The organism is Saccharomonospora marina XMU15 (genome assembly GCF_000244955.1).
In the GTDB taxonomy this organism is placed as follows: Bacteria; Actinomycetota; Actinomycetes; order Mycobacteriales; family Pseudonocardiaceae; genus Saccharomonospora_A; species Saccharomonospora_A marina.
This window is the reverse complement of the sequence record NZ_CM001439.1, coordinates 2,380,586-2,405,706: the sequence shown is the minus strand read 5'-3', so window position 1 is coordinate 2,405,706 and position 25,121 is coordinate 2,380,586. Positions and strand designations below refer to the sequence as shown.

Here is a 25,121-nt window from a genome sequence, read left to right as displayed (position 1 = left end):
CGTCAATGTCAAGTCGTCGCGGGCGGGAAAAGAGGCCGGAGCATGCGCATCGGAGAGCTCGCCAAGGCCACCGGAGTCAGCACACGTTCGCTGCGGTACTACGAAGAGCAGGGCCTATTGCCCGCTGAACGGCTCGCCAACGGATACCGCGAATACAATGAGCAGGCAGTGCGCCAGGTCACCTTCATCCAGGACCTCTACCAAGCAGGCCTTCCCTCCGAGATCATCCGCGACATCATTCCGCACACCGGGCCGAAGCCGCCCCAGGGTGAGTGCACTGCGCTCCTCGATCGCGTCCGACAGGTTCGCGACCAGTTGGCCTATCAGGAGCGGCAACTCGCCGAGCGACGCGAGATGCTCGAGCGCTATCTTTCAGGCGCCGCAGCCCCGGCCAACCTCGCCACCGCCCATGCTTTTCACTCATCGTGTAGCCCGGCACCAGATCACGAAGCCCGCCTGCCGTAGTAGGCGCTCCCGACCCGATGGACAGCACGGTGCAGCAGCCAGTTGAAATCCCACTTCTCCACTGAGAGCGTGTCTTGTTTGGAGGGAGTGTCAGCGATCACGGACACTCCCCACAACACGATGAACGCGCGAGGTTGGTTTGTTCGGTGGCGCTCCTGGTTGATCTGGTCACCCTGTGCACGGAGACGCCGGCGACGTTAGCGACGGTCTTGCGTCTCTCCCCTGCGTCGCAGGCTGCGCGGATGGCGGTGCGCCACACGCTGTCCGCATGGTTGGCCTCGGCCATAGCTCGTTCCCGTTCCTCGCCTGCGTCGCGCGGTCGAACGCGAGACCGGCCCCTGGTACGCCCGCAAAGACGCGGGCGACAACGACTCTCTACCCCCACTGCGGCGCATCGGGTTCCTGCTCCTTGAACTCGGATTCACCGTCGCCGAAGAAGGCGGCATCGTGGCGTGGGCCAGCTGCCCTAGTGTCGTGGGGTCTGGGTCCTCCATCGCGCGGCCCGGGAGGTTGTAGGCGCGGGACACGGCTTGCTCGATGTCGCCGCAGGCGCGCGCAAGCACGGCGTCCAGATCTGCTGCTGGCAGGCTGTTTTCGGTCATCACTCTTTCCAAGATTCGTAGCGAACTGCACGTCGGGCTTCGGTTCCCGGCCGCGCTCAAGGTTCGGCGGGGAAAGCGATCATCCGACGCCCCAGCTCGGCCACCTCCCGCCCCGTAGCGTTGATCGCGTGCCAGTCATCCGGCGCGGCCTGATCCAGATGCACGAGCGCGCCGATCACCGCGTACCACTGCTGACGCAGCACATCCACCTCGACCGACGTGACCGGTGGCGCGGCCTCGTCCCACGACATGTGGCGGCAACACTCCAAGATCCCGCGACCGCAGTCGTGCAACTCCTCCATCTCGCCGTCGTTCGCGGGTTCGTGGTTCTGTAGGACGTGGATGGCTTTGGTCAGGCGGTCGGCGCGGCGTGGGCAGTTGCGGAGTTTGCGTAGGATGCGCCAGGTCTTGAGCTGGGCGTTGGCGCGTTCACCGGGGCTGCGGAGCCGGGCGTGGGCCCGGTTGGCGTCGGTTTGCGATTCGGGCTTGTTGCGGCCCTTGTACCGCGTGATCACGTGTGCTCCGGTCGGGTCGTAGCCGTGGTAACCCTTGTCGCCCAACGCGATCAGCCCGGCGTCGCGCAGGGCGGCGAGAATGTTCCAGATCCGGGCGGCCGCGGTGTCATGCGTGGCGCCGGGCAGGTCACCGGACACCCACAGGATGGTGCCGTCCGGTGAGGCGATGACCTGCACGTTCACCCCGTGCTTGCGGTGTTTGCCCGAGTAGAAGGGCCGGTCGGCGGCGATCCGGTCGATCGGGATCAGCGTGCCGTCGATGACCACATAGGCATGGCCTGCACGCTTGGCCTCCCGCAGCGCCGCACGCAGCTTCGGCGCCCGCGCGGCGAGCAGTTCGACGGTCTCGTTCACATACCGCCAGCACGTCGTGGTCGACACCCCGAACCCGACGCCGACCTCGGCGAACAGCTCGCCCTTGCGCAGGTGGACCAACACCAGCAACGCCTGCTCGGCTGTGTTGAGCAACCGCCACGGCGAGCCGATCTCGCGGCGGTACGTGCGGATCAGCCCGGACACAAAGGGGTCAGGGTCTGACGTGACAACGGCAGCGCAGCACGGTAGAACAACACCTGAAGCCCCTGGTTCAGCAGAACGATCTTGGTCGAAAGTCCTGCTACCAGGGGCTTCACCACATCACGGCGCCGACACGCCGAAGATCATCAACTCGTGATCAGCGAGAGTCCTTGCCTGCCAACACATCCAGACCAGGATGAAAACGGCTCAGTGGACAAAGCCGACGAGACCTTTGTTCGCCATCAATTCTCGTGGCGATATTACCAGCGTTGCGCACTCGCAACTCATTTCCAACGTACCGTGCACCGTCCGCGAATCACATCAACGCTCTGCGCACCAGCAGGATCGCGAAGAAGACGGCGAACAGCGCAACCATACGGATCACGCCCAACTGGAGCTTCCGCTCCACACTGGTTGCCGGAACTTCGGGTGCCTGCGCACGCAGCTTGTCGATGCGATCCCGGAGCGCGCGCTGTGACCGGTTTCCTCGCATTGCACTCGCCAACGATCCTTGCCCCACACTCGGCCGAATCACGCTCCCGTCCGTCAGCACAACCAGCAAGTCATTCTGGACACCCAACTCTCGCACCGCACCCCACGGAACCCAGTGCGGCACAAACCAGTTCCGAACATACAGCCCTACATCTGTAACAATAATCTTCGTTCTCAGTATGGCTATGTTAAGCCAGAGCACCGGAACTGTCAGTGCTACAAATTGGACAGCGACCTCGAATGGTCTACCTTTCTTGTATCCAAAGATGATTCCTGAAATAATTGCAATGACTACTACAATGGACGAAATCGTCCCTCCGATTCTTTGTTTGTTGTTGCGTATGGTCGAAACATGCTCTCCGGGTGGATCCGTTTCTAGTAGAATGCCATTCCTCCTTTTCGGTAGTATTTTCTGCCGGATGCGTCCGGAGCGTACGAGATGAGTTGCCCGATGGTGTAGGCCACTCCGGCTTGGGCGGCGTTCGAGCCCCATTTCTTGGCCGTGCCCTTCTTGTCCACATGGGCACGGTGACGGCCTCTGGCGCGTTTCACCGCGGGGCGTTTGGCGTTGTACTGGACGTTACGTTCACGCCAGCCGCCGGCCAGCCTTTTCGCTATACGAGCACTGGTGATCTGAAGTGCCAGGTTGGTGCCTGCCTTCCACCAGTCAATCGTGCCAGTGGTGATGTACTCATCCGCAAGCGATACGGCCCAGAGGGCACCTCCCGCGAAGGCGCATCCGCCCGCGGTGAGGAATGTGCAGCCGACTGCTACTCCGACGGTGGCGATGTCTTGCCTGTGGTCCCAGGCCCATTCGCCGGCGGATTTGAGGGCGCTGCCAACGTCGCTGATTCTGTCGGTGAACCAGTTGCGTCCGTCGATGTCGAGGGTGTTGATCGGGTTGGCGCCGACGTAGTCGTAGTCGTTGGCCGCGCCGGCCGGGTCGGGATCGGTGGAGAGGAACCGGCCCAGCAGCGGGCTGTAGGGACGCGCGCCCATCTGCACCAGGGCCAGGGACCCGGCGTGCTCGTAGGGCCGCTGGTTCTGCCCCAGCCACCCGTAGTCCATGTCCCCGGGCTGGTTGTCCGGCACCTCATCCGGATCGACCGCACCGTCGCTGCCCAGCGGTTGCCCGTACGGTCCGTAGCGGCGCAACGGGCCGACCTGGCTGCCGGTGTCGTCGGCCGAGAGCACCAGGTCGTCCCGCACGCTCGGGTAGTCCCAGCCCGCATGGTCCGCCTCCCCTGCGGGCACCGTGGCATGCAGGGTGTAGAGCACCCCACCCGGCAGCACGAGCGTGCGGGTCAGCAGGCGCTTGTTTCCGTCCAGTGTCAGCGCGGCGCCGTCACCGTCGCCGGTGTAGCCATACAGCACCTGACCAGGACTGTCGCCCTCGTCGACGCCGCGCAGGATGATGCGGTCCGTGGCATCCCGCACGTAGGCCACCGACGCAGGCTCCGGTCCCGTCGTCCGCGCGGTCAGATTACGGCCGGCCGTGTCGAACCCCAGAGACGTCTCGGAGTCCCCGTCGGTGATCGTGGTCGTGTTCCCCGCCGCGTCGTAGGTATAGCTCGTCTCCAGCGCACCTTGGGTGGCCAGCAGCCGGTCCGCCGTGTCGTAGCAGTACCCCGTGACCGCGGTCCCCGACGCCGTGGTGTCGGTGAGCTTCACACGGTTCGTGTTCTTCCCGGCATTCGCTTGCGTTCCCTCGGGGCAGGTGTCGGCGGCTTGGCTGGTGAAATCGTAGGCATAGTGATGTCCCGAGACGTAAGCCTCGGTCAGTCGGCCCGCACCGTCATAGACATAGTTGGGCCCGTCCGGACGCGGATCGACACCGTTGAGGCTCTCGTCGACGATCGTGCCCGCCCGGGACCTCGTCACGGTGGCAGTGACCTGCTGGCCGTCAGCCAGTTCCCACGTCAGCCCACCACGGCGGCCGGCGCCGTCGCGGTCGACACCGGCCAGCGAGGTGCCGTTGGCGTAGACGACGCTTGCCAGTTGTCCGGCGTCGTCGTAGGTCGCGGTGGCCAGCGTGGTGCCGTCCAGCTCGGTGGTCAGCAGCCTGCCCGCGTCGTCGTAGGTGCGTGTGGTGACCTGCTGACCATCATGGGGCGTGATCACGGTCTCCTTCGTGGTGTTGCCCAGCGCGTCGAACTCGGTGTCGGTTTCGACCCCGTTGGCGTCGGTGTAGGCGACGGTCTGGCCGAGCAGGTTCACCCGCGTGGTAATGGTGCCATACCGGTCGCTGACGGAGCTGACCAGCGGGTTCCCGTCTACGCCGTAGTCGTAGGTCACGGTCCGCTCGCCGTCGGCCGAGTTCACCGGAAACGTCTTCGTCGCCGGGCGCCCTCGCGCGTCGTAGCTGGTACACGCCCAGCCCTGCCCGGTGAGATGGTCGGCGACGGTGCGGCCGAGCACGTCGTAGACCTGCTCCTCCACCCGCGTCGTCCCATCGGCGGCCGTGGGCATGGTGGCCGTCTTGACCAGACCGCTCTGGTTCACCGGGTCCGCCTCGTCGGTGCAGGGGTTGTCCCGGACTTCGGTGTCGCCGTAGAAGGTATAGGTGGTCTGCGCCCCGGTCGGTTTGGTCTTCGCCGTACGACGCAGGTAGCCCTCCCCCGGCATCTCGTAGGTGGCGGTACCACCCATCGCGAGGCCGTCCGGATTGACCACCGCCCGCTCGTCCATGCCGTAAGCCGGATCGAGATTCTCCCCGTAGCTGGTGATCAGCTTCTTGTCCGGCACCCCGCGCGACTCCAGCTGCGTGGTGGAGGTGCGCAGCCCGTAGTTCGGGATGAGTTTGTCGTCGGGGACGGCCTTCCAGCCGTTGCCGCCTATGCGGTACCAGGTGAAGTTGAGGTCGTCGGTGCTGCGGGTGATGTTGCCGCGCAGTGCATGCCGCAGGTACTCGAGCCGCACACGGTGCGATCCCGGGGAGAGGGTGATGGCGCGGCGGCCGTTGTTGACGGTGCCGGCTCCGGCGACGTGCGCGGAGAGGGTCTTCTCGGCGAGGGCCTTGTCGAAGACCGCGACCTCGTCGATCTGGGCGGCGGCGTTGCCGCCGTTCTCGCGACGGCCGATCACCAGTGGGTGCGCGTTGGCCGCGCCCTGCTCGGCGAAGCTGCCGCCGCCCGCCTTCTCCCCGTTGAGGTAGAAGGTGACCTTGCCACCCGCCGTGCGGGTGACGGCGATGTGGTTCCACTGGCCGGGGACCACGGCATCGTCGGAGGTGACCTTCTGCCAGGTCGTGCCGCTGCCGCTCTGCCGCAGCTGCATGGTCATGTCGGGCTTGAGTGACAGCTCGTACGGCATGGGGGCGTCGTCGGTACCGCCGTACTTGGACAGCAGGTCGTTCCAGCCGCCGCCGTCCTCGTTGTGGCGGGGTTTGACCCACATCTCCAGCGTCATGGCACCGGTGACATCCAGCGTGTCGGAATCCGGGATCTGGGCCTTGCCGCCGGCGAAGTCGGCGGCGGTGTTGTTGTCGTCGGGCATCGCCCCGTTCCCCTGCCGGGTGACCGTGCCCGAATAGGTGCCACGGTGTCCGTTGCCGGACTGGTCGCGCACATCCCCGTCGCCATCGCCCAGTCTCCAGTAGCCGACCGGCTTGTCGGCGTACACGCTCGGCGCGTAGGTGCGGTTGGCGATGAGGTTGTCGTCGACATAGACACGCATGCCGTCGGTCACGTCGTTCTCGGCGGTGCCGAACAGGTAGTCGCCCTGCGTGTCGACCTGGAGTTGCCCGGACATGCGGCCGGAGAACCGGTCGGGATCAACGCCGGGTGTGGGCGGGTTGGTCCGCCAGTTCTGGTTCGGCGCCGTGGTCGAGTACCCGTAGGCGGCACCGGAGGAGTCGGGGTTGTTCCACCACGTGCTGGACAGGCCGGTGTAGCCCTCGTCGTAGGCCTTGACCGTCTGGGGGACCCCCGCGCACCCGTCGGGTGCGGGGTCGAGGGGAAGCCGGTCGTCGCCGAAACACCCGGCCGGCCCCGGTCCCGCCGTGTGGGTCGGATTGCCATGATCGTCGTAGGTCGTGGTGGAGAGCCGACCGGCCGGGTCGGTGGTCGAGGTGATCTGGTCCTCGGCGTTCCACGTGTACTTCGTGGTCTTGCCGGTGCCGTCAGTGTCGGCGATCATCCGGCCTGCCTGGTCCTTCGTGATCCGCCGGTTGAACCCAGCCTCGCTGTCCATCCCGGCCACGTTCACCGTGGTGGCGTCGGCGTCGTAGGTGTAGTCCTTGTGCTGTTTCTCCGTGGGCGTCTGGTCGAACCCGCTGGGCTCGGGGGTCTCGACCCAGGAGGCCCGGCGCTGGCCGTCGTAGCCGAACTGGTAGTTCATGCTGTCCAGCGGGCCGCGGGTGTCCGGATCGGCCAGGACCCAGTCCATGGCCAGCGAGCTGCGCATCCCGTCCAGCAGGTGCTGGCCGTTGAACGCGTACTGGATCCACTGGTTGCCCGGGTACTCGATCGCCCCGATGCGCCCGTTGCTGTAGTAGTACTGCGACGACGATCCGTCCGGCATGGTCACGCCGCAGAGGAACCCGGCCGGAGCGGGCCACGCGTAGGCCTGCCACGGGTCCCGCTCACACGCCGGGTCCAGCGTGTCGAGATCGCCCGACGAGTAGTGCAGCGCCATGGCGCGGCCTGATACGGGATCGGTAACCTTGGTCAACCGTGGCACCACGTTCCCGGCGTTCAGGCTGGACCACTGCAACTGGGTCGCCGCCGGCTTGCGGGCGTCGATGGGGGCGGTGATCGAGGCCAGCCCGCCGGCGGAGGTGAACGCGAACGTCGTGCCGTCGTCGTCGATCAACGTCAGCTTGCCGTTCGCGTCGCGGGACAGGATCCCGTGCTCACCCGGGGGTGGGGCGTAGCCGCCGTCGGAGAGTTTCGTGTAGGAGTGGCTCGCCCCGTTGGCGTCGGTGAGCACCACCGAGTTCTCCGTCAGGGTGGCCTTGGTGTAGTTCGCGCCACTGGCATCCGAACCGACCGACATCGACCAGCCCGGCGGCAGCACCGGCGCGGTCGGTGACAACCACGACGCCGGAACCGGCACCCCGTCGCCCGTACCTTTGCGTGCCCAGAGCTCGACCTGGGCGAGGTTCGCGCCCTCCCGGTATTCGACCCGGATCGAGTAGGTCTGCCCTGCCTGCAGCGTTTTCGTCGTCGCGTCGGTGAAGTCCGGCGGATCGCTCGGCGACGTCCAGGAGTTCCACCGGTCGTAGACCTTGTCGCCGCCGATCCAGACCCGCATCCCGTCGTCGTGGTAACCCCCGAAGACGTAGTCGCCGTCCTCGGGGACACGCAGATAGCCCTTCCAGCGGGCCCGGAAACCATCCTTGGCGATCACCGGCGCGTACGGCGACGACCGCGCCCAATCGAACGACAGCTGCGCATCGGTGCGTACCAGCACCGGCGTCTCGTCGTCGTCGATGCCGCTGGTGGAATCGCCGGTGAAGTACTCGCCCACCAGCCCCGTCTCGTCCACCGACTGCGAGTTGTACGTCAGATCCAGCGACACATCACCACCGACGGTGTGCATCGACGGGCCGCTCGCGGTGGTGAGCAGGTTCCCCGTGGACAGGTTCACCTTCACCGGACCCGTCTCGTCGCCGGGCACCGCATCCTGCAGGCCCAGACGCAGGTCCAGTTTCAGCTTCCGCGCCGGCGCGTAGAGACTCTCGGTGCCGGGCTCCTTGTCCCGCGCCCGCACCGTCCACGTGTCGCTCACCCCGTCCTTGAGCACCCCGGCGGGCACCTGCCACGACGGACTGTCGAGCCATCCAGAGCGGGCGACCTGCCCGGACCGGCCGTCGGCACCGGTGGCCAGCGAGAACTGGTACTGCACCGCATCCCCGTCCGGGTCGGTCACCGCATCGGCGGTCAGCGTGGGCTGTTTGTCGATCACCACAGCCCGGTCGGCCGGTGCGTCGAGTGCCGGTACCGGTGGTGTCGTATTCGTCGTCCGGAAGCTCCACACATCCGAGTACCGCCACGTGTTGTCTGGCATGTACGGATCGCGGATCCGGACCCGCCAGTAGTAAGTCTCGTCCCACTGCAGCGACGGCACCGTCCACGTCGCCGACGTGGACCCTGCGTTTACGTCCACTTGGTGGGACGTGAAGTGCGACTCCATCACGTCCGAACTGGTCGAGACGTAGAACTGGACGGTCATCGGGTCGTTGTTGCCGTCCACGATGTTCACACCCAGCTGACGGCTGCCGCTATGCAGGGTGCAACCGTCGCCCGAGCAGCCCTGCCGGGACGGCTTAGCCGGCCAGTCGTTGAAATCGACCGTCACCACCGACGCGCCATTGTCCGGGCCCCGCTCCGCCGCGCCCAGCTTCTTCCACGAGTTCACCCCGTCGCCCGCGGTGTCGACCATCAGCCCGTGGTTCGCCCACGAACCCGAGGCGTACTTCTTCACCCAATCCGTGATGTCCACATGCGACCAGGTCGCCTCCTTGCCCTGCGCGTCCTTGTACTGGGCGTCCCGGATACACGGACGGTTGTTCCACGTGATCGTCGACTTGTTCCAGCCACAATTCACCGGATGCAGCCGGAACCGCGTCTTCGTATCGTGCAGATACGAATGCACCCAGAACCCATGCCACTTCGCGTCGATGATCTGCTTGCCCGCCACATGGGACAGGTCGTAGAACGCGTACGCCTTGTTCCGACCCGCGTCCGGGTGATACCCGACCTTGTCCAAATAGCCGAGACCGCTCTCGGAGTACACGTCGTAGTTCGTGTTCGGCCACCTGTTGGACACAAACGAGTCATAGGCCGCATACAACGTGTGCGTATGAATGCCCGGATCGACCGTGATGGGAAAGCTGCGATCCGGCGAGTTCACCCAATCATGATCGGCCGACAGCACCACACGCCAGCCGGCCCCGTCACGCTCCAAGCGCTGCTCGACCGGGCCCTGGCGCGTCGGACTCGACTGCTCACCGGCGCTCGAATCCCACATGATCGGCGCGGGAACGACGAACGCGATACGACCCTCACCCGTGCGGACGGCCCGCGATCCGTTCATGCATCCGGTCCAGTTCCGCAACCACGAGATCAACTACCACGGACCAATGATCCACTAACGATCAAGCAAGTGCCGTCGCAGTACTAAGCGCCGTCGTTGCAGTACTAAGCGCGCGGGAGTGTCAGCGATCACGGACACTCCCCACAACACGATGAACGCGCGAGGTTAGTTTGTTCGATGGCGCTCCTGGTTGATCTGGTCACCCTGTGCACGGAGACGCCGGCGACGTTAGCGACGGCCTTGCGTCTCTCCCCTGCGTCGCAGGCTGCGCGGATGGCGGTGCGCCACACGCTGTCCGCATGGTTGGCCTCGGCCATGGCTCGTGCCCGTTCCTTGGTGGCGTGGGCCAGCTGCCCGAGTGTCGTAGGGTCTGAGTCCTCCATCGCGCGGCGAGGGAGGTTGTAGGCGCGGGACACGGCTTGCTCGATGTCGCCGCAGGCGATGCCGCCCTCTTCGGCGACGGTGAATCCGAGTTCCAGCAGCAGGAACCCGATGCGCCGCAGTGGGGATAGGGAGTCGTTGTCGCCCGCGTCTTTGCGGGCGTACCAGGAGCCGGTCTCGCGTTCGACCGCGCGCCGCAGGCGCGCGAGCACGGCGTCCAGATCTGCTGCTGGCAGGCTGTTTTCGGTCATCACTCTTTCCAAGATTCGTAGCGAACTGCACGTCGGGCTTCGGTTCCCGGCCGCGCTCAAGGTTCGGCGGGGAAAGCGATCATCCGACGCCCCAGCTCGGCCACCTCCCGCCCCGTAGCGTTGATCGCGTGCCAGTCATCCGGCGCGGCCTGATCCAGATGCACGAGCGCGCCGATCACCGCGTACCACTGCTGACGCAGCACATCCACCTCGACCGACGTGACCGGTGGCGCGGCCTCGTCCCACGACATGTGGCGGCAACACTCCAAGATCCCGCGACCGCAGTCGTGCAACTCCTCCATCTCGCCGTTGCTGCGGCTACACCACTGGGACAAGGTCTCGATCATGGCGTGCCACTGCTGGTGCGACATCAGCCCGAACGGTTGAGGCACGCAGGCGGGTCCGTTCGGCTGGTTGGCCAGGGCTTGGGCCAGCGTGGCGGCCCGGTCGGTCAGGATCAGCAACGCCGGCGCCACGTGGGCGAGAGGGGCGGCGGCTGTGTGTTGTTGTTCCACGGTGTCGTCATCTCCAGGTCTTGTCACGCAGGCCGTGCAGCACGCGCCGCACGAGGTCCTGATCAGGCGGTGGTGGGTTGTCGAAGGCTCGACGGGCACCCGCGACGGTGTGCCGAGTCGGACGTTGGGGAAGCTGCCGCATCCTCGACCGCCGTTCGACAGCGGCGAGGTCGCGGATCAAGCAGGCGGCGTCCACGCGCACGAGGTCGAGGGGACTCGGTGATGCCGGGCACGAACTGCCACCCGGAATCGACCAGATCGATCAGGCGTTGCAGCTCGAAGGTAGAGGCGCACCGACTCCGGTGACACCAGCGGTCACGAGCGATCATCGTCGTCGCTGCACGCGCGCTCGTCGCGTTCGACCTCTGTCTCACCCTCGTGCGCGGTGTGGTCGCGTGATGGAACCCGGCACGCTCCACTTATCCAGCTCATGATCAGCACATCTCCGTCGTTGCCGTGTGTTGCAGCGACGAACCTATGCGCAGCAATGCGGCTGGCTGGGTACGGTTCCTACCCTCACCCGGACGGACTACGCGGCGATACCAACCCGCTGGCAAAGATCCCGCACGTCCTCAGCCAAACCAACCGGAGGCCGCTTCCGAAGATCGAGCAGCATCTCGCGGGCGAACCCGTTGTAGCGGATCGTCTCCGGCGCGGTGCGCTCACTTCGGTTCAGCAACGCCCACGCCGCATGCCGGTCGCCACGCTGAAAATGCGCCCGCGATACCTCGATCAGATGCCGGCTACGACGCGCCACCGAGGCAATCGCTCCAGGATCGAACGAATCAGCAGCCCGCAAAGCCTCGGCTGGGCGGCGCAACTCCACACCCAGCGTCACCGCATGCGCCCCGACCACGGGCTGCGAGAACGACGACTGGACATGCCGGTAACCCGAGCCCAGACCACGCGCTATCCGCTCCGCGCTCCGCCAGTGCGACCACGCCTCACCATGCCGACCTCGGCGGGCGTGCACGTAAGCGATCTCCGCCTCCAGCGCACCAACCATGCCGCGCCAGTCAGCAGACCCGCCATCGACGTAAGGTTCCAACTGCCGCACCGCATCACCAGCCAGCGTGATCGCCTCCTCCCACCGACCCGCATCCCGCAGCGCCTGCACCATCGCCCAAGCCCCGCCAGCGATCACGTACGGATCATCAGCCTCCTGCCCCTCGGTCAGCGCGCGGTCAGCGACCATCCACACCAACTCCGGCGCCGGCTGATACGCGACAAAGAAATCGGCCAACTGATACACACCCGACAACACGCGACGGGCATCACGCCGCTGGTCTCCGCGTAACGTTCGCACGGCCCGCTGCGCATCACGGATCAGATCCGGCAACAGCGCCCCGAGCTGGGTGCGGTGGTCAGGACAGGAGTGCCGCACACGCCACGCCTGATCAAGCCGATACCCAAGGTGGGCAACATTCGGCGGCTCAGCGGCAGGCGTGACCCGGTACTCCGTCAACGCTGCCTGCACCGCCGAAAGCGCGGCATGCCGCTCACCAGCGAACAACCGAACCGGCACGGCATCACCGTTACCCGTAAGCACGGCAAGGTCACCAAGTCCCAGCGCCTGCGCGATCTTGAGCAACATCGACAACCTCGGCACCTGCAACCGGCCAACCTCAACCGCCTTAACCCACTCGGCAGAACGGCCCACAAGACCAGCCAGCACCCGCCGAGACATCCCGGCACGCTCACGGTAATACTTGATGCGCTGCCCAACCGGCAGACCATCACACGGCTGCGAAGACATCGCACCACACCCTTCGCGCAGTCACACCCCTTCGCACCCCCCGCAGACCCAGCCCCAAGCCCACCACGAAAAGGCACCAACCAGCATAACCGGACCAGACCAGCAACAGTAAACCCAACACCCACCCACCAGACCCGACACGTCCTTTAAGGACAAACAGACACCTCGTACCGGCCGTCTCGCAGCAGGCGACAGCGACCCCCACCGCCATGGCCAGCATTGCGATTACACCGCCAACACGAAGCACTCACCACACCCCACAACAATCACCACCCCTCCCCTGGCCCGCCCCCAGGCAGCGGTGCCGCCGCCATCCCAGGACCCCGCGCGAACGGCACAAACCACCACCAACACACCCACCCCACCCCCAACCAACCCCAACCGGCCCCAACCGCCCAACGGCGCCCTCAGCCACCCGCAACAACGCCCGATCCAACCCCAACCCAGACCCGGCACAACACGCTTCACGCACATTCACGACAGTTACCGCAGCAGCGCCACTACGGGGGTCATAACGCGACCCCACTTGCCGCCACACACATGATCCACTCCAGAAACGCTCCTACACACCGCTGTCGACCTTGAAAACACGGCACGCAACAAACGTGAACAAAACACGAAAAAGCCCGCTGACCTGGGCGTTCACCCAGAGCCAACGGGCTCCCACAGACCGTCGGGCTGACAGGATTTGAACCTGCGACCCCTTGACCCCCAGAACGTTGGCGTAACGCTTTTCGCAGGTCAAGCGGGGTTTCGTGGTCATGTGCTGGGTTCAGCGACCTGCGGGTTGTCCGGCCGTGTGCAGGTCGTGTGGTCCCAAACTGGTCCCAAGCCGCGGCGCCCTGCTCAGCCGCCGCGAGACACGCAGGCGCCACCGTCCCCGCGATCCTCAGCCGCCCATAGCCGGGTCGGGCGTCGTCAACCCTGTAACCGATCACGCCATGACCGCGATGTACGCAGCGTGACTGTACGAACGCCGGGCGACCACCGGTGGCGTGATCGGCGCGAAGCGGGGTTGACGACGTTCGGCCCGGCTTTGACCATGCGGCGACCGCGGGGATGGTGTGCCCCACCGGCAGCCGCCGGCCTGGAGCACGTTATGCACTTCTCATGCGCTCTGCCCGGTTCAGCGCGCGTGGCCGACGGCGTTCGGCGCGGCCGAGCCGAGCGGAGCGGGCCAGCTCGGCCGCGCGCCAGTTCGGCCCGCGCGACCGCCCGGCAGGGCGGCTTGAAGACGTACAGAAAGTTCTCACCCTGCGCCTCGTCGTCACTTCCCGGCTGGAGATCGTCGTGTCCACCGCCTCGTCTCTGTCGACTCCGTGGCACCCAGGGGACAGTGGTGCACAATGATGTTCTTGTGACGCACCGGCCGTCGCAGAGTGTGCGCTGTTTGTTCGGACGGCTGGCGCTGCTCGCGCTCAGCGTCCAACATTCATCGTCGAGTGAACGTCGTAAGGAGCCTTGTGAGCACGCTCGGTAGTTTCATCTGGTCGATCGCCGACCAGCTTCGGGGTCCCTACCGCCCCAACCAGTACGGCAACGTGATTCTCCCGTTCACGATCCTGCGCCGTCTTGACTGCATCCTCGAACCCGATCGCGAGACGGTGCGCGAGCTGGCGGCGAAGTACGACAACCCGAACCGGCTCAGGATCGAGGTCAAGAAGGCCACCGGCAGGCCGTTCTACAACACCTCGAACTACTCCTTCGCGAACCTGCTGGCCGACGCCGACGGGCTGACGGACAACCTCGCCGACTACATCGACCGGTTCTCACCCGATGTCGACGTGTTCGAGTACTTCGACTTCAAGAAGGAGATCCTCGCCCTGGATAAGGCGGGGCTGCTGCGCGAGATCGTCACGTCGTTCAAGGGCATCGACCTGCATCCGGACGTCGTCTCCAACGCCGACATGGGCGATGCGTTCGAGTACATCATCCGCAAGTTCAACGAGGCCGCGAACGAGACCTCCGGCGACCACTACACCCCGCGCGACGCGATCCGGCTGCTGGTGGACCTACTCTTCGCCGAGAAGGACGTCGACCTGAACGAGGCGGGCATCGTCCGCACGCTGTACGACCCGACCGCGGGCACCGGCGGCATGCTCGCCCTGGCCGAAGAACACCTGCTTTCGAGGAACCCCGACGCAAAGCTGAGCCTGTTCGGCCAGGAGTACAACCCGCAGTCGTACGCGATCTGCAAATCCGATCTGCTGGCCAAGGGGCACGACGCGACCAACATCGCGTTCGGCAACACGCTGACCAACGACGCGTTCAAGGGCCGCCAGTTCGACTACTGCATGTCCAACCCGCCGTACGGCGTCGACTGGAAGCAGTACGCCAAGGAGGTCAAGAAGGAGTGCGACAAGGCTGGCCCCCACGGCCGGTTCGCCCCCGGTTTGCCGCCGACCTCGGACGGGCAGATGCTCTTCCTGCTTCACCTGGCGCACAAGATGCGCGCGCCGGAGGACGGCGGCGGCCGGGCCGGGATCGTGATGAACGGTTCGCCACTCTTCAACGGCGGAGCCGAGTCCGGCCCCTCCAACATCCGCAAGTGGCTGCTGGAGAACGACCTGGTCGATGCCATCGTCGCGCTGCCGACCAACATGTTCTTCAACACCGGCATCGCCACCTACATCTGGATTCTCGACAACACCAAACACCCCGAGCGCAAGGGCAAGGTCCAGCTCATCGACGGCACGTCGTTCTGGACCAAGATGCGCAAGAACCTCGGCTCGAAGGGCCGCGAGATCAGCGACGCCGACCGCGCCGAAATCGTGAAGCTGTATGCCGAATTCGACGATGCCGACCCCGACTTCTCCAAGGTGTTGCGCAACGACGAGTTCGGCTACTGGACCATCACCGTCGAGCGCCCGCTCCTCGACGAATCCGGCAAACCGGTCGTCGACCGCAAGGGCAAGCCCAAGCCGGACACCAAGAAGCGCGACACCGAGAACGTTCCCTTCACCTACGGCGGCTCGACCGCCGGTGCGGCAGGCAAGACCGAGGTCATTCAGGCGTACTTCGACGCCGAGGTGAAACCGCACGTCCCCGACGCCTGGATCGACTGGGCCAAGGTCAAAACCGGCTACGAGATCCCTTTTACCCGCCACTTCTACAAGTACATCCCACCCCGCCCCCTCGCCGAGATCGACGCCGACCTGGAAAAACAGGTCGCCAAGATCCTCGACCTCCTGCGGGAGGTGGAGGGATGAACGAGCGGTGGCCGCGGCTTAGGCTCGGAGCGACCTATGACGTCCGGGATCAGCGAGCTGGTACGGAGGCTGAATCGTTGCCGCTGATGTCGGTGTCTCAAATTCACGGTGTTGTGCCGCGGTCTGAGTTGGTTGGGGACCAAGGGCGGGCGGAGGACCTGACGAACTACAAGATCTGCGAGCCTGGCGACATCGTTCTCAACCGGATGAGTGCTTACAACGGAGCCCTCGGAGTATCGCGGAAACGTGGTGTTGTGTCGCCTGACTATCTGGTCATGGAGCCGCGGGCAACAGTGATCTCTGAGTTCGTCGCGGCTTGGTTGAAGACGCCAGTCGGGGTGTTTGAGATGACCTCTCGGCTGCGTGGCATCGGTTCCGTCGACGCAGCTCAAGTGCGTACGCCGCGAGTGAACGAGTCGGATCTGAAAACCATCGTGTTGTCGGTACCTCCGATCGAGGAGCAGCGGGTCATCGCCGACTACCTCGACCGCGAGACCGCCCGCATCGACACGCTCATCGAGGAGCAGCAGCGCCTGATCGAGATGCTCCGCGAGCGGCGTCGATCTGTCGTAGATCGAGCCATCGGTGGTCTCGATACCGATGATCGTCGTCCGACCAAAGATGTGTGGTGGCCTGAACTCCCGGACGGCTGGACTCTCCTGACCCTGCGGCGTGTGATCCGTGCACTGGCGGACGGGCCCCACTTCTCGCCCAATTATGTCGAAGACGGAGTCATGTTCCTGTCGGCGAGGAACATCAAGGTTGATGGATGGTCGCTCGACGACGCCAAGTTCATCTCAAAGGATGACTATCTCGAGTTCTCGAAGCGCGTTGTTCCCGAGTCAGGAGATGTGCTCTACACGAAGGGTGGCACCACAGGCATCGCGCGTGCGGTTGACTTGGACTTCCCATTTCAGGTGTGGGTCCATGTTGCGGTACTGAAGATTCGTCACGACGTCGTCGATCCATTTTTTCTGGCCTACGCGCTCAACAGCACTCCGTGCTATGACCAATCGCAGCTTTTCACCCGTGGCGCAACCAACAACGATCTAGGGCTGACTCGGATGGTCAACATCGTCCTTCCTGTTCCTCCCATCGAGGAGCAACGCCGCATCGTTGCGAAACTGGATCAGCAGACCGCCAAGATCGACACGCTGATCGCCGAGACCGAGCGGTTCATCGAGCTCGCTCGCGAGCGTCGTGCTGCGCTGATCACGGCGGCGGTGACGGGGCAGATCGACGTTCGGGAGATGGTGTGATGGCCGACCACCACGAGGCCGTCTTCGAGACCGAGATCTGCGAGTACCTGGCCGCCCACGGGTGGCTCTACTCGCCCGACGACACCGGCTACGACCGGGAGCGGGCGCTGTTCCCCGACGACCTGTTCGCCTGGCTGGAGCAGACCCAGCCGACGCCGTACCAGAAAGCGTTGAAGGCGGCCGGGTCGCAAGCGAAGTTCCTCGACGTGCTGACCACGGCGCTCGACAAACCTCTCGAACACGGCGGCGGGACGCTGAACATCCTCCGTAACGGCGTGCAGTACATCGGCGGCGGCCGGTTGAAGATGGCGCAGTTCCGCCCCGAAACCAGCCTGAACGCGACCACCAACGAGCAGTACGCGGCGATGCGGGTGCGGGTGATGCGGCAGGTGCACTTCTCCACCGCCGACCAGCGCAGCATCGACCTGGTCTTCTTCGTCAACGGGCTCCCGGTCGCCACCGTGGAGTTGAAGACCGACTTCACCCAGTCCCTCGACGAGGCGATCAACCAGTACCGCAAGAACCGGCACCCGACGACCAACGGGCGGCCCGAGCCACTGCTGTCGTTCGGGCACCGGGCGCTGGTGCATTTCGCGGTCTCCAACGACCTGGCCGCGATGACCACCAAGTTGGAGGGCGAGAAGACGCACTTCCTGCCGTTCAACACCGGCCACGACGGTGGCGCGGGCAACCCACCCGGTGAGGGCGGGCGGTCGGCGACGGCATACCTGTGGGAGCGGGTCTGGGAGAAACACGCCTGGCTGAACATCATCGGCCGGCTGATGATCGTAGAGACCAAGGAGGAATGGGACGTCACCACCGGGACGTCGGTGCGGCGGACCAGCATGCTCTTCCCGCGCTTCCACCAGTGGGAGGCCGTGACGAACATCGTGGCCGCGGTGCGCGAGGAAGGGGTGGGGCATCGCTACCTGATCGAGCACTCGGCGGGGTCGGGCAAGACCAACACCATCGCCTGGACCGCGCACCGGCTGGCACGGCTGCACGTGAACGACGAGAAGGTTTTCGACTCGGTGCTCGTGGTCGTCGACCGCACCGTGCTCGACGGGCAGCTCCAGGAGGCGATCCGGCAGATCGACGGGTCGGGCAAGATCGTGGCCACGATCAGCCCCGAGGACGTGCGCAAAGCGGGGGCCACGTCGAAGTCCGGGCTGCTGGCGACCGCGTTGCAGCACGGGGAGCTGATCATCGCGGTCACGGTGCAGACCTTCCCGTTCGCACTCGACGAGATCCGGGCCGACAAGGGTTTGAAGGGCAAGCGCTTCGCGGTGATCGCGGACGAGGCGCACTCCTCCCAGTCCGGGAAGATCTCGTCCAAGCTCAAGGCCGTGCTGACCGCCGAGGAGGTCAAGGAGATCGAGGAGGGCGGCTCCGTCGACGTCGAGTCGATCCTGGCCTCGGAGATGACCGAGCGGGCCGAGTCGCCGAACATCTCCTACTTCGCGTTCACCGCGACACCGAAGAACAAGACCCTGGAGCTCTTCGGCCGCAAAGGCCCTGACAGCAAGCCCGTCGAATTCCACCTCTACTCGATGCGGCAGGCGATCGAGGAGGGCTACATCCTCGACGTGCTCAGGGGCTACCAGTCCTACGACACCGCCCTGAAGATCGCTGGTCAGGCCGAGAGCGGTGACGGTGACGTGGTGGTGGAGGAGGCCGCAGCGCGGAAGGGGCTGATGCGGTGGGTGAAACTGCACCCGACCAACATCGGCCAGAAAGTGCGGATCATCGTCGAGCACTTCCACGCCAACGTCGCCCACCTGCTGGAGGGCAAGGCGAAGGCGATGGTCGTGACCGACTCGCGCAAAGCGGCGGTGAAATACAAGAAGGCGATCGACGCCTACATCGCCCAGCGGGCCGCCATGGACGCCTCGTACAACTACCGCACGCTGGTCGCCTTCTCCGGCTCGGTGACCATGGCCGAGGACGAGGAGTGGGCCTCGGACTGGGGGCCGCAGCCGAGCAAGGACGACGAGTTCACCGAGGCCAACCTCAACCCCGGAGCCGGTTCGGACCTGGCCGCCGCCTTCAAGGGCGCGACGTACAAGATCATGCTGGTCGCCAACAAGTACCAGACCGGGTTCGACCAGCCGTTGCTGTCGGCGATGTACATCGACAAGAAGCTTTCCGGGGTCACCGCCGTGCAGACGCTCTCCCGGCTCAACCGCACCCATCGCACCGCGGGCGGGGAACAGAAGCGCAAGACGTTCGTCCTCGACTTCGTCAACAAACCCGAGGACATCCGAACCGCGTTCGAGCCCTACTTCACCAACGCCACCCTGGAGACCGAGACCGACCCGTACGTCGTGGTCCACCTGGCCATGAAGCTCGCCCAGGCCGGGATCTACACGGAGGAGCAGGTTCGCGAGGTCGCCGAACTGTGGGTCCGCCGCAAGGGCAACAACGCGCTTTCAGCCGCGATCAGCCCGGCAAAGAACGAGTTCGCCCGCCGCTACACGGCCGCGATCGAGGCCGACGACAAAGTCACCCTGAACACCCTCGACCTGTTCCGCAAGGACGTCTCCACCTACGTCCGGCTCTACGACTTCATGAGCCAGATCGTCGACTACGGCGACCCGTACCTGGAGATGCTGTCGATCTTCCTGCGGCTGCTGGAGAAGGTCATCGCGGATTCGTCGTGGGCCGCGGAGGTCGACCTCTCCGATGTGGTCCTGGTCGGCGTCAAGCACAGCAAGGGGGCCGCGGTCGACATCTCGCTGACCGGTGACGGTGAACTCAAGGGCATCAGCGCCGCGGGCACCGGGGCGCGGAAGGAGCCGAAGTACGTCGCACTCCAGGTCGTCATCGACAAGATGAACGACCTTTTCGGCGCCGAGTCGTTCACCGAGTCCCAGGTCCGGGAGTTCGTACAGGGACTTGTGCAGCGGTTGCTCGCCTATCCGGAGTTGGTCAACCAGACCAAGGTGAACTCGAAAAAGCAGTTCATGGAGTCGCAGGACTTCCAAGCCGCGGTCACCGACGCGGTCGCCGACAACCAGGAAGCCCACAACACCATGGCCGACTACTTCTTCAGCGACGGACCCGGCATCAGCGCCGTCATCATGGCGCTCGCGGACGCCTTCTACGAGGCCGCCACTGATCAGCGGTCGGACATCTGAGTAACCGGCTCGGAAGATGGCTGTGCCGTACCGATCCGACATTATAACGACCTCGATGCACCATAAGATGCAAGCCCTTACGAGATTCAGCGACAAACTGTCGTCGAAGTAGAGACATCTCATAGAGCGAAGTTCCTGGATTACCTCCCCAGTGCGGGCAATATCTCGGTGTTTATAAGACTAGTCGGGGCCCACGCCAAGAACTATGAGACCATTCTGCTCGATTACGAACCCGAGTAGCGCACCTTTTTAACCTCCGGTCGTGTTTAGATTGCAACGAAAGGCTGGGTGGGTGCGACGATGCCGTGAGTCTGCCCAGTCGGACGCGTCTAGTACCATCTAATGGTGAATTTGGGAAGGTGGGCCTTCGAGCTTGCGAGGCAGAATCTTGCCGAAGCGCTGCCACGGCGATGGGCGCATGTCCAAGGCGTCGCTCGGCAAGCGAGGACTTTGAGGCGGCTAAGTGGATTAGATGCCGAGCTCCTCGAGGCCGCGGCGATTCTGCATGACATTGGATACAGCCCTGATTTAGTCGATACCGGCTTCCATCCCATCGACGGCGCCAATCATCTAGCGAAGATCGGCATGCCCCGACGACTGGTCCACCTGGTGGCACATCACTCCTATGCTGCCTATGAAGCGGAGTTGAGGGGACTTTCCGACGAGTTGGACACCTTCCACGATGAGCGAGGCCTGATCCGCGACGCTTTGTGGTTTTGCGACTTAACTACATCCCCAGATGGTGAGACTGTGGAGCCGGAAGAGCGCATTGCAGAGATCAAAAAGCGTTATGGTCCTGATGATCTCGTAACTCGCTTCATCACCGGTGCTACGCCTGAGCTGTTGGCCGCGGTTGAACGGACTAGACGGCGTGTCGCTGCTGTCTCGGCTAGCTCAGATGAACCACATCCGCGTTCTTGATCGCGTGATCGACGCGGAGGCGCATCGATGGGTGCATGTCGAGTTCGTCGAGCCGGTCGGGTGCAACCCAGTGGACCTGGCGTGATTCAGAGCTGGCGCGGGGCTCGCCCGCGAGCGGCTGAGCGTGGAAGCACATGGAGAATTCCTGCCGGACTTCCCCGTCGTCGTAGGCGATGACGTGCTTGGGGTCGGAGTAGATGCCGCTAAGGCCGGTGACCTCGACGGTCAGGCCGGTCTCTTCCTCGACTTCCCGCCGGACTGCGTCGAGCACTGACTCGCCGATGTCCTGTGCGCCTCCGGGGAGCGCCCAGAGGCCGTTGTCGGTGCGCTCGATCATCAGTACCTCGCCGGACTCGTTGCGGACGACGGCCGTCACCGCGGGCACGATGCTGTTCGCTGGTGGTGCGTCGGGGTCGTCGTAGTAGTCCTTCTTCGGCATGGCCTCAGCCTTCCCACTTGTACGGCTCGGCGGTCTCCCAGACGGCGGTGAAGCTGTCCTCGTAGGTCGTGAACAGGTCTCCTGCTGATAGGCGGCGCAGGTGCATGGCCGGCGCATGAGCGGCGATCTTCCCGTAGACGTGCGGGTTGACGACCATCTCGTCGTCGAAGCGGAAGATGCTGTTGTAGAGCACCGTTCCGTGGGTGCGGACGTCGATGCCTGGAACGTCCTTCAGCGGCCGGAAGTGCGCCAGGGCGTGGTCGATCTTCGCTGAGATCGTGTGGTCGCCGATCCCCTCGTCTCGGCTGCGCTGGATGACGGCAGGCGCATCCCGGTCCCCGAACGCCAGGCGGATACGTGCCCCCGCCTCGGCCTTCGTGCGGAGGCTGTCGAGCAGGTTCGGCTTCTCGGTCATGAACATGCCCACGTAGACCAGCATGTCCACGTACGTCGTCGCCTGCTCCAGCAACCGGTCCCAGAGGTCGCCCGGGACCGCGCTCCGGTGCGGGTACACCTTGACGATCTCGGACCCGCTGACCTCGGCCGCCTTGGTTTCGCTGTACGCGCCCGGCCACAGGTAGCTCTCCGACTCACCGAGCATGGCCGCGATCCGGTGCCGAGACTTGGCATACGGCGTCCGGCCTTTGGTGATCCACCGCTCGACCGTCTTCGGGTCCACCTTCAGCTCGGCGGCCAGCTTGTCCGGCGTCAGCCCCTTGGAGAGCATCGCGTCTCGTAACCGGTCGTTGGCCATCCGACCCCCTCGGCAGTACGACTAGGGACGCCTTCAACATACCAGAGACGTCCCAAGATGTCCCTCTGTGCGGTAAAGCCGTCCCCCTGTCCTGGGCGATCTTTGAGATACGCACCCGAGTTGATGGGGCGTTTGAACCGAGAGATTGCCTTGGAGGGCAGTGGTTGTGCGTCTGTTGATTGATACGTCGCGTGTGTCGTTCACGGTGGGTCGTGAGCCGGAGGCGAAGAAGGATCAGAACGGTGTGCAGCGGGTGGAGCGCAACACTGGTGTTCCGATGTGGTCTGTGCAGCTGGTTGCCATGGATGACGGCGGGGCTGAGGTGATCACTGCGACGGTGGCGGCTCCGCAGCCGCCGAAGGTCTCGGTGGGTCAGTCGGTGGTTCCCGTGGAGTTGCAGGCGATTCCCTGGGCACAGAACGGCCGCAACGGTGTGGCGTACCGCGCGATTGATGTGAAGCCGGTGTCTGCGTCGAAGTCGAGCGCCTCGGCTGCGTCGTGACCTGCGAGGTCGTGATGACACTGTTGACGGATGTCGAACGGCGTCGGCGTGATGTGCATGACGAGCTGCGTGAGCGGATGTTTGCCGCGCTGAGTGAGTACCGCCGAGCCCGCTTGTCGTGGGAAGCGGCGTGTGCGTCCGGGCGAGACGATGACGTGTACTGGGCTCGGTCCCGGGAGGCGTATCGCTCGTATGAGTTGGCGGTGGCGCGTGAATCGGTAGCGCACGCGTTGCTGATCGCCGCGAAGTACGGAGTCAACGATTCCGACGTGCTCAACGTCGGCTGACCCTCAAGGAGTGCACGGGGCCGGTCCGGTTCTTGGCGGTTCCTGACCCGGCCTCGTGCCTCCCGATTCTTGTCAACTCTGCCTGGGAGGGCGATGAGTCATGGCTAAGTCTAGCCGTCGCGCTCGGGGAGCGCGTGTCGATGTGATGGAAGTGTGGCAGACGCCGAAGCAGTCCTGGCCTGCCATGATCCTGGGTTGTCTGATCCGCTGGCGCGCTGAACTCGCGCTCACCGCGGTCGCGGTGCTTGTGCTGGTGTGGCTGGACCAGAACACGAACACGCTGGTGATGTGGCTGACCGTCGCCGGGCTGGTCGGTGTGGTGGCCGTGGTACCGCCCGCTCGCCGGTTCGTCGTGGCCCGGTTCTGGTGTGTGCTGGATCGGCACCGGCTGCGTACCTGCCTGCGGATGGCGAAGATCCGCACGATGAACCTGGACGGCGCACTGCCGTTCCTGCTCTGGGCCCGCCCCACGAAGACCGGCGAACGGATCTGGGTCTGGACCCGTGCCGGGTCCAGCGCCGATGACCTGGAACAGGTGCTCGGTTACATCGCCCCGGCCTGCTATGCCCGCGAGGCCCGGATTCACCGGGTGCGCTCGCTGTCCACGCTGGTGGCGGTCGAGCTGATCCGGCGTGACCCGCTCAACCAGCCGCGTCCAGTGTCCTCCCCGCTGGCCCGGTTGTCGGCGCGGATGCAGGGCCAGGCGGTCACCGCAGAGGGCAGTGAGCCCATCACCGCCGCCACTGTCACCCCGCTGCCCGTCCGCACGCACGCGGACACCACCTCGGCGGCGTCTGGGGCGGCTCCGGAAAGGCCGGCCACCACCACAAAGACGAAGGCCAGGCTCGCTGCTGAGTCGGGTCGGGGGTCGGTGGTGGTCAGCGGCGAAGACCTTTCCGACTACATCGACTGAAAGGAGACCGCGTCATGCTGAAGCGCACGCGGCGCAAGCCGGACACGGTTCCGGTCGCCGGACTGTCGATCTACGACCCGATTCATCTGGGCATCTTCGAGGACGGGCACCGGGCCGACATCCCGCTCGTCTACCGCAACATCCTGTTGGCCGGGGAACCCGGCTCCGGTAAGTCGGTCGGGCTGAACAACGTGGTGGCGCACGCGGCCCTGTGCCCGGACGCCAGCCTGTGGCTCTTCGACGGCAAGCAGGTCGAGCTCGGCCTGTGGCGGGAGCTGGCCGATGTGTTCGTCGGCCCGGACATCAGCAGGGCTCTGACCGCGCTGGAGCAGTTGCAGGCGGAGATGAACCGGCGCTACGAAGAGCTGGACCGGGTGCGGCGGCGCAAGATCGACCGCACCGACCCGGTGGACGTGATCATGCTGGTCGTGGACGAGCTGGCGTTGTTCTCCGCGACCATGGGCAGCAAGGACGAGCAAGACGCCTTCGTCCGGCTGCTGCGGGACCTCGTCGCCCGGGGCCGTGCGGCCGGGGTGATCGTCGTCGCCGCCACCCAACGGCCCTCGGCGGACATCATCCCCACCAGCCTGCGGGACCTGTTCGGCTACCGGCTGGCGTTTCGCTGCACCACCGATTCCAGCTCGGACATCGTGTTGGGTCGGGGCTGGGCCTCGCAGGGCTACAACGCGGCCACCATCGCCCCCGAAGACCGGGGCATCGGGCTGCTGCTGGCCGAGGGCGGTGTCCCGCGCCGGATGAAGTCGGCGTATCTGTCCGATGCGGACATCTACTCGCTGGTCGAGTACGCGCGGCAATTGAAGATCGGCCGCGCGGCCTGACCGTCTTTCGTTTCACCGCAATGATTTCCGTTTTCACGTTGCAGGAGAGGACTGTGCTCATGTTGACCGTGACACCCCCGCTGGCCGTCGACGACGACCAGATCTGGGTGCTCGTCGCCAGTGACGCCGGGGCGGTGGATGCCGCCCGGATGGCCCACATCCCCGGCAGCGACACCTTCGTCGCCTTCCCGGTCGAGGCCTTCGACACCGGCGGCGTGCTGCCCACCTATCGGGTCAACGGGGAGTGCGTCACCGGCTTCCGGTGGGCCACCACCACCGACCTCGCCGCGCACGCCGACCTGTTCACCAACTAGGGAGCCCGCGAGACCC

Annotated in this window: 18 protein-coding genes and 1 pseudogene; 11 read left to right on the top strand and 8 right to left on the bottom strand. The window is 65.2% G+C overall.

All coding sequences use genetic code 11. The features are described 5' to 3' along the window. Positions 1-42: 42 nt before the first annotated feature. Together SACMADRAFT_RS11445 and SACMADRAFT_RS31380 are read left to right on the top strand one after the other, a co-directional pair. A complete protein-coding gene (locus SACMADRAFT_RS11445; RefSeq protein WP_009153977.1) occupies positions 43-465 on the top strand; it encodes a MerR family transcriptional regulator in 423 nt (140 codons plus the stop codon). 306 nt (positions 466-771) lie between these two features. Then, entirely contained in the window at positions 772-981 is a 210-nt protein-coding gene (locus SACMADRAFT_RS31380) for a hypothetical protein (protein ID WP_232285606.1), read from the top strand. A gap of 406 nt (positions 982-1,387) precedes the next feature. Here the strand turns inward: SACMADRAFT_RS31380 and SACMADRAFT_RS11440 are convergent. The 6 genes and pseudogenes from SACMADRAFT_RS11440 to SACMADRAFT_RS11410 all read right to left on the bottom strand — a co-directional run. After that, positions 1,388-2,154 (bottom strand): annotated as a pseudogene (locus SACMADRAFT_RS11440) (transposase family protein); the annotation flags it as partial. A 260-nt stretch (positions 2,155-2,414) separates the two neighbouring features. Then, entirely contained in the window at positions 2,415-2,591 is a 177-nt protein-coding gene (locus SACMADRAFT_RS29905) for a hypothetical protein (RefSeq protein WP_157617233.1), read from the bottom strand. A gap of 374 nt (positions 2,592-2,965) precedes the next feature. Then, positions 2,966-9,361 (bottom strand): LamG-like jellyroll fold domain-containing protein, encoded by a 6,396-nt coding sequence (locus tag SACMADRAFT_RS30855; protein WP_232285575.1) that lies wholly within the window; start codon positions 9,359-9,361, stop codon positions 2,966-2,968. 395 nt (positions 9,362-9,756) lie between these two features. Next, on the bottom strand, positions 9,757-10,260 hold the full coding sequence (locus tag SACMADRAFT_RS31270; protein ID WP_009153972.1) for a hypothetical protein: 504 nt from the start codon (positions 10,258-10,260) through the stop codon (positions 9,757-9,759). A gap of 56 nt (positions 10,261-10,316) precedes the next feature. Next, on the bottom strand, positions 10,317-10,736 hold the full coding sequence (locus SACMADRAFT_RS11420) for a hypothetical protein (protein ID WP_232285574.1): 420 nt from the start codon (positions 10,734-10,736) through the stop codon (positions 10,317-10,319). A gap of 568 nt (positions 10,737-11,304) precedes the next feature. Beyond that, positions 11,305-12,531: a helix-turn-helix domain-containing protein gene (locus SACMADRAFT_RS11410; RefSeq protein WP_009153970.1), complete on the bottom strand. Its 1,227-nt coding sequence runs from the start codon at positions 12,529-12,531 to the stop codon at positions 11,305-11,307. Positions 12,532-13,994: 1,463 nt separating this feature from the next. Here SACMADRAFT_RS11410 and SACMADRAFT_RS11405 point away from each other — a divergent pair. The 4 genes from SACMADRAFT_RS11405 to SACMADRAFT_RS29070 all read left to right on the top strand — a co-directional run bounded on the left by SACMADRAFT_RS11405 (position 13,995) and on the right by SACMADRAFT_RS29070 (position 21,057). Next, on the top strand, positions 13,995-15,740 hold the full coding sequence (locus tag SACMADRAFT_RS11405; RefSeq protein WP_009153968.1) for a type I restriction-modification system subunit M: 1,746 nt from the start codon (positions 13,995-13,997) through the stop codon (positions 15,738-15,740). Next, entirely contained in the window at positions 15,737-16,999 is a 1,263-nt protein-coding gene (locus SACMADRAFT_RS11400) for a restriction endonuclease subunit S (protein WP_009153967.1), read from the top strand. The genes SACMADRAFT_RS11405 and SACMADRAFT_RS11400 overlap by 4 nt, the downstream gene beginning before the upstream one ends. Then, positions 16,999-20,136: a type I restriction endonuclease subunit R gene (locus SACMADRAFT_RS11395; protein ID WP_009153966.1), complete on the top strand. Its 3,138-nt coding sequence runs from the start codon at positions 16,999-17,001 to the stop codon at positions 20,134-20,136. The genes SACMADRAFT_RS11400 and SACMADRAFT_RS11395 overlap by 1 nt, the downstream gene beginning before the upstream one ends. Positions 20,137-20,478: 342 nt before the next feature. Next, positions 20,479-21,057: an HD domain-containing protein gene (locus tag SACMADRAFT_RS29070; protein ID WP_009153965.1), complete on the top strand. Its 579-nt coding sequence runs from the start codon at positions 20,479-20,481 to the stop codon at positions 21,055-21,057. On the opposite strand, the gene SACMADRAFT_RS11390 is transcribed toward SACMADRAFT_RS29070, so the two are convergent. After that, entirely contained in the window at positions 21,026-21,496 is a 471-nt protein-coding gene (locus SACMADRAFT_RS11390; RefSeq protein ID WP_009153964.1) for an NUDIX hydrolase, read from the bottom strand. The two genes, SACMADRAFT_RS29070 and SACMADRAFT_RS11390, sit on opposite strands and share 32 nt — an antisense overlap. Before the next feature lie 4 nt (positions 21,497-21,500). Then, positions 21,501-22,250, bottom strand: a complete 750-nt coding sequence (locus SACMADRAFT_RS11385) for a helix-turn-helix domain-containing protein (protein ID WP_009153963.1) — start codon at positions 22,248-22,250, stop codon at positions 21,501-21,503. A gap of 166 nt (positions 22,251-22,416) precedes the next feature. Here SACMADRAFT_RS11385 and SACMADRAFT_RS11380 point away from each other — a divergent pair, with 166 nt between their 5' ends. From SACMADRAFT_RS11380 to SACMADRAFT_RS11360, 5 genes are all read left to right on the top strand, one after another. Further along, positions 22,417-22,752 carry a hypothetical protein gene (locus SACMADRAFT_RS11380; protein ID WP_009153962.1) on the top strand — a complete coding sequence of 112 codons (336 nt, stop codon included), beginning with the start codon at positions 22,417-22,419 and terminating at the stop codon, positions 22,750-22,752. A 14-nt stretch (positions 22,753-22,766) separates the two neighbouring features. Continuing rightward, positions 22,767-23,039: a hypothetical protein gene (locus SACMADRAFT_RS11375; RefSeq protein ID WP_009153961.1), complete on the top strand. Its 273-nt coding sequence runs from the start codon at positions 22,767-22,769 to the stop codon at positions 23,037-23,039. A gap of 145 nt (positions 23,040-23,184) precedes the next feature. After that, the gene (locus tag SACMADRAFT_RS28505; RefSeq protein WP_232285605.1) at positions 23,185-23,952 is read left to right on the top strand and encodes a hypothetical protein; all 768 of its coding nucleotides are present in this window, start codon (positions 23,185-23,187) and stop codon (positions 23,950-23,952) included. Positions 23,953-23,966: 14 nt separating this feature from the next. Beyond that, entirely contained in the window at positions 23,967-24,791 is an 825-nt protein-coding gene (locus tag SACMADRAFT_RS11365; protein ID WP_009153959.1) for an FtsK/SpoIIIE domain-containing protein, read from the top strand. A 59-nt stretch (positions 24,792-24,850) separates the two neighbouring features. Beyond that, on the top strand, positions 24,851-25,105 hold the full coding sequence (locus SACMADRAFT_RS11360) for a hypothetical protein (RefSeq protein ID WP_157617232.1): 255 nt from the start codon (positions 24,851-24,853) through the stop codon (positions 25,103-25,105). Positions 25,106-25,121: the final 16 nt, after the last annotated feature.

What these genes read in the sequence shown, in the direction of transcription:
- SACMADRAFT_RS11375 (WP_009153961.1), top strand. Translation starts at nt 22,767, where the DNA reads ATGACACTGTTGACGGATGTCGAACGGCGTCGGCGTGATGTGCATGAC.
- SACMADRAFT_RS11445 (WP_009153977.1), top strand. Translation starts at nt 43, where the DNA reads ATGCGCATCGGAGAGCTCGCCAAGGCCACCGGAGTCAGCACACGTTCG.
- SACMADRAFT_RS11390 (WP_009153964.1), bottom strand. Translation starts at nt 21,496, where the DNA reads ATGCCGAAGAAGGACTACTACGACGACCCCGACGCACCACCAGCGAAC.
- SACMADRAFT_RS31270 (WP_009153972.1), bottom strand. Translation starts at nt 10,260, where the DNA reads ATGACCGAAAACAGCCTGCCAGCAGCAGATCTGGACGCCGTGCTCGCG.
- SACMADRAFT_RS11360 (WP_157617232.1), top strand. Translation starts at nt 24,851, where the DNA reads ATGTTGACCGTGACACCCCCGCTGGCCGTCGACGACGACCAGATCTGG.
- SACMADRAFT_RS29070 (WP_009153965.1), top strand. Translation starts at nt 20,479, where the DNA reads ATGGTGAATTTGGGAAGGTGGGCCTTCGAGCTTGCGAGGCAGAATCTT.
- SACMADRAFT_RS29905 (WP_157617233.1), bottom strand. Translation starts at nt 2,591, where the DNA reads ATGCGAGGAAACCGGTCACAGCGCGCGCTCCGGGATCGCATCGACAAG.
- SACMADRAFT_RS11400 (WP_009153967.1), top strand. Translation starts at nt 15,737, where the DNA reads ATGAACGAGCGGTGGCCGCGGCTTAGGCTCGGAGCGACCTATGACGTC.
- SACMADRAFT_RS28505 (WP_232285605.1), top strand. Translation starts at nt 23,185, where the DNA reads ATGGAAGTGTGGCAGACGCCGAAGCAGTCCTGGCCTGCCATGATCCTG.
- SACMADRAFT_RS11385 (WP_009153963.1), bottom strand. Translation starts at nt 22,250, where the DNA reads ATGGCCAACGACCGGTTACGAGACGCGATGCTCTCCAAGGGGCTGACG.
- SACMADRAFT_RS11410 (WP_009153970.1), bottom strand. Translation starts at nt 12,531, where the DNA reads ATGTCTTCGCAGCCGTGTGATGGTCTGCCGGTTGGGCAGCGCATCAAG.
- SACMADRAFT_RS11395 (WP_009153966.1), top strand. Translation starts at nt 16,999, where the DNA reads ATGGCCGACCACCACGAGGCCGTCTTCGAGACCGAGATCTGCGAGTAC.
- SACMADRAFT_RS11365 (WP_009153959.1), top strand. Translation starts at nt 23,967, where the DNA reads ATGCTGAAGCGCACGCGGCGCAAGCCGGACACGGTTCCGGTCGCCGGA.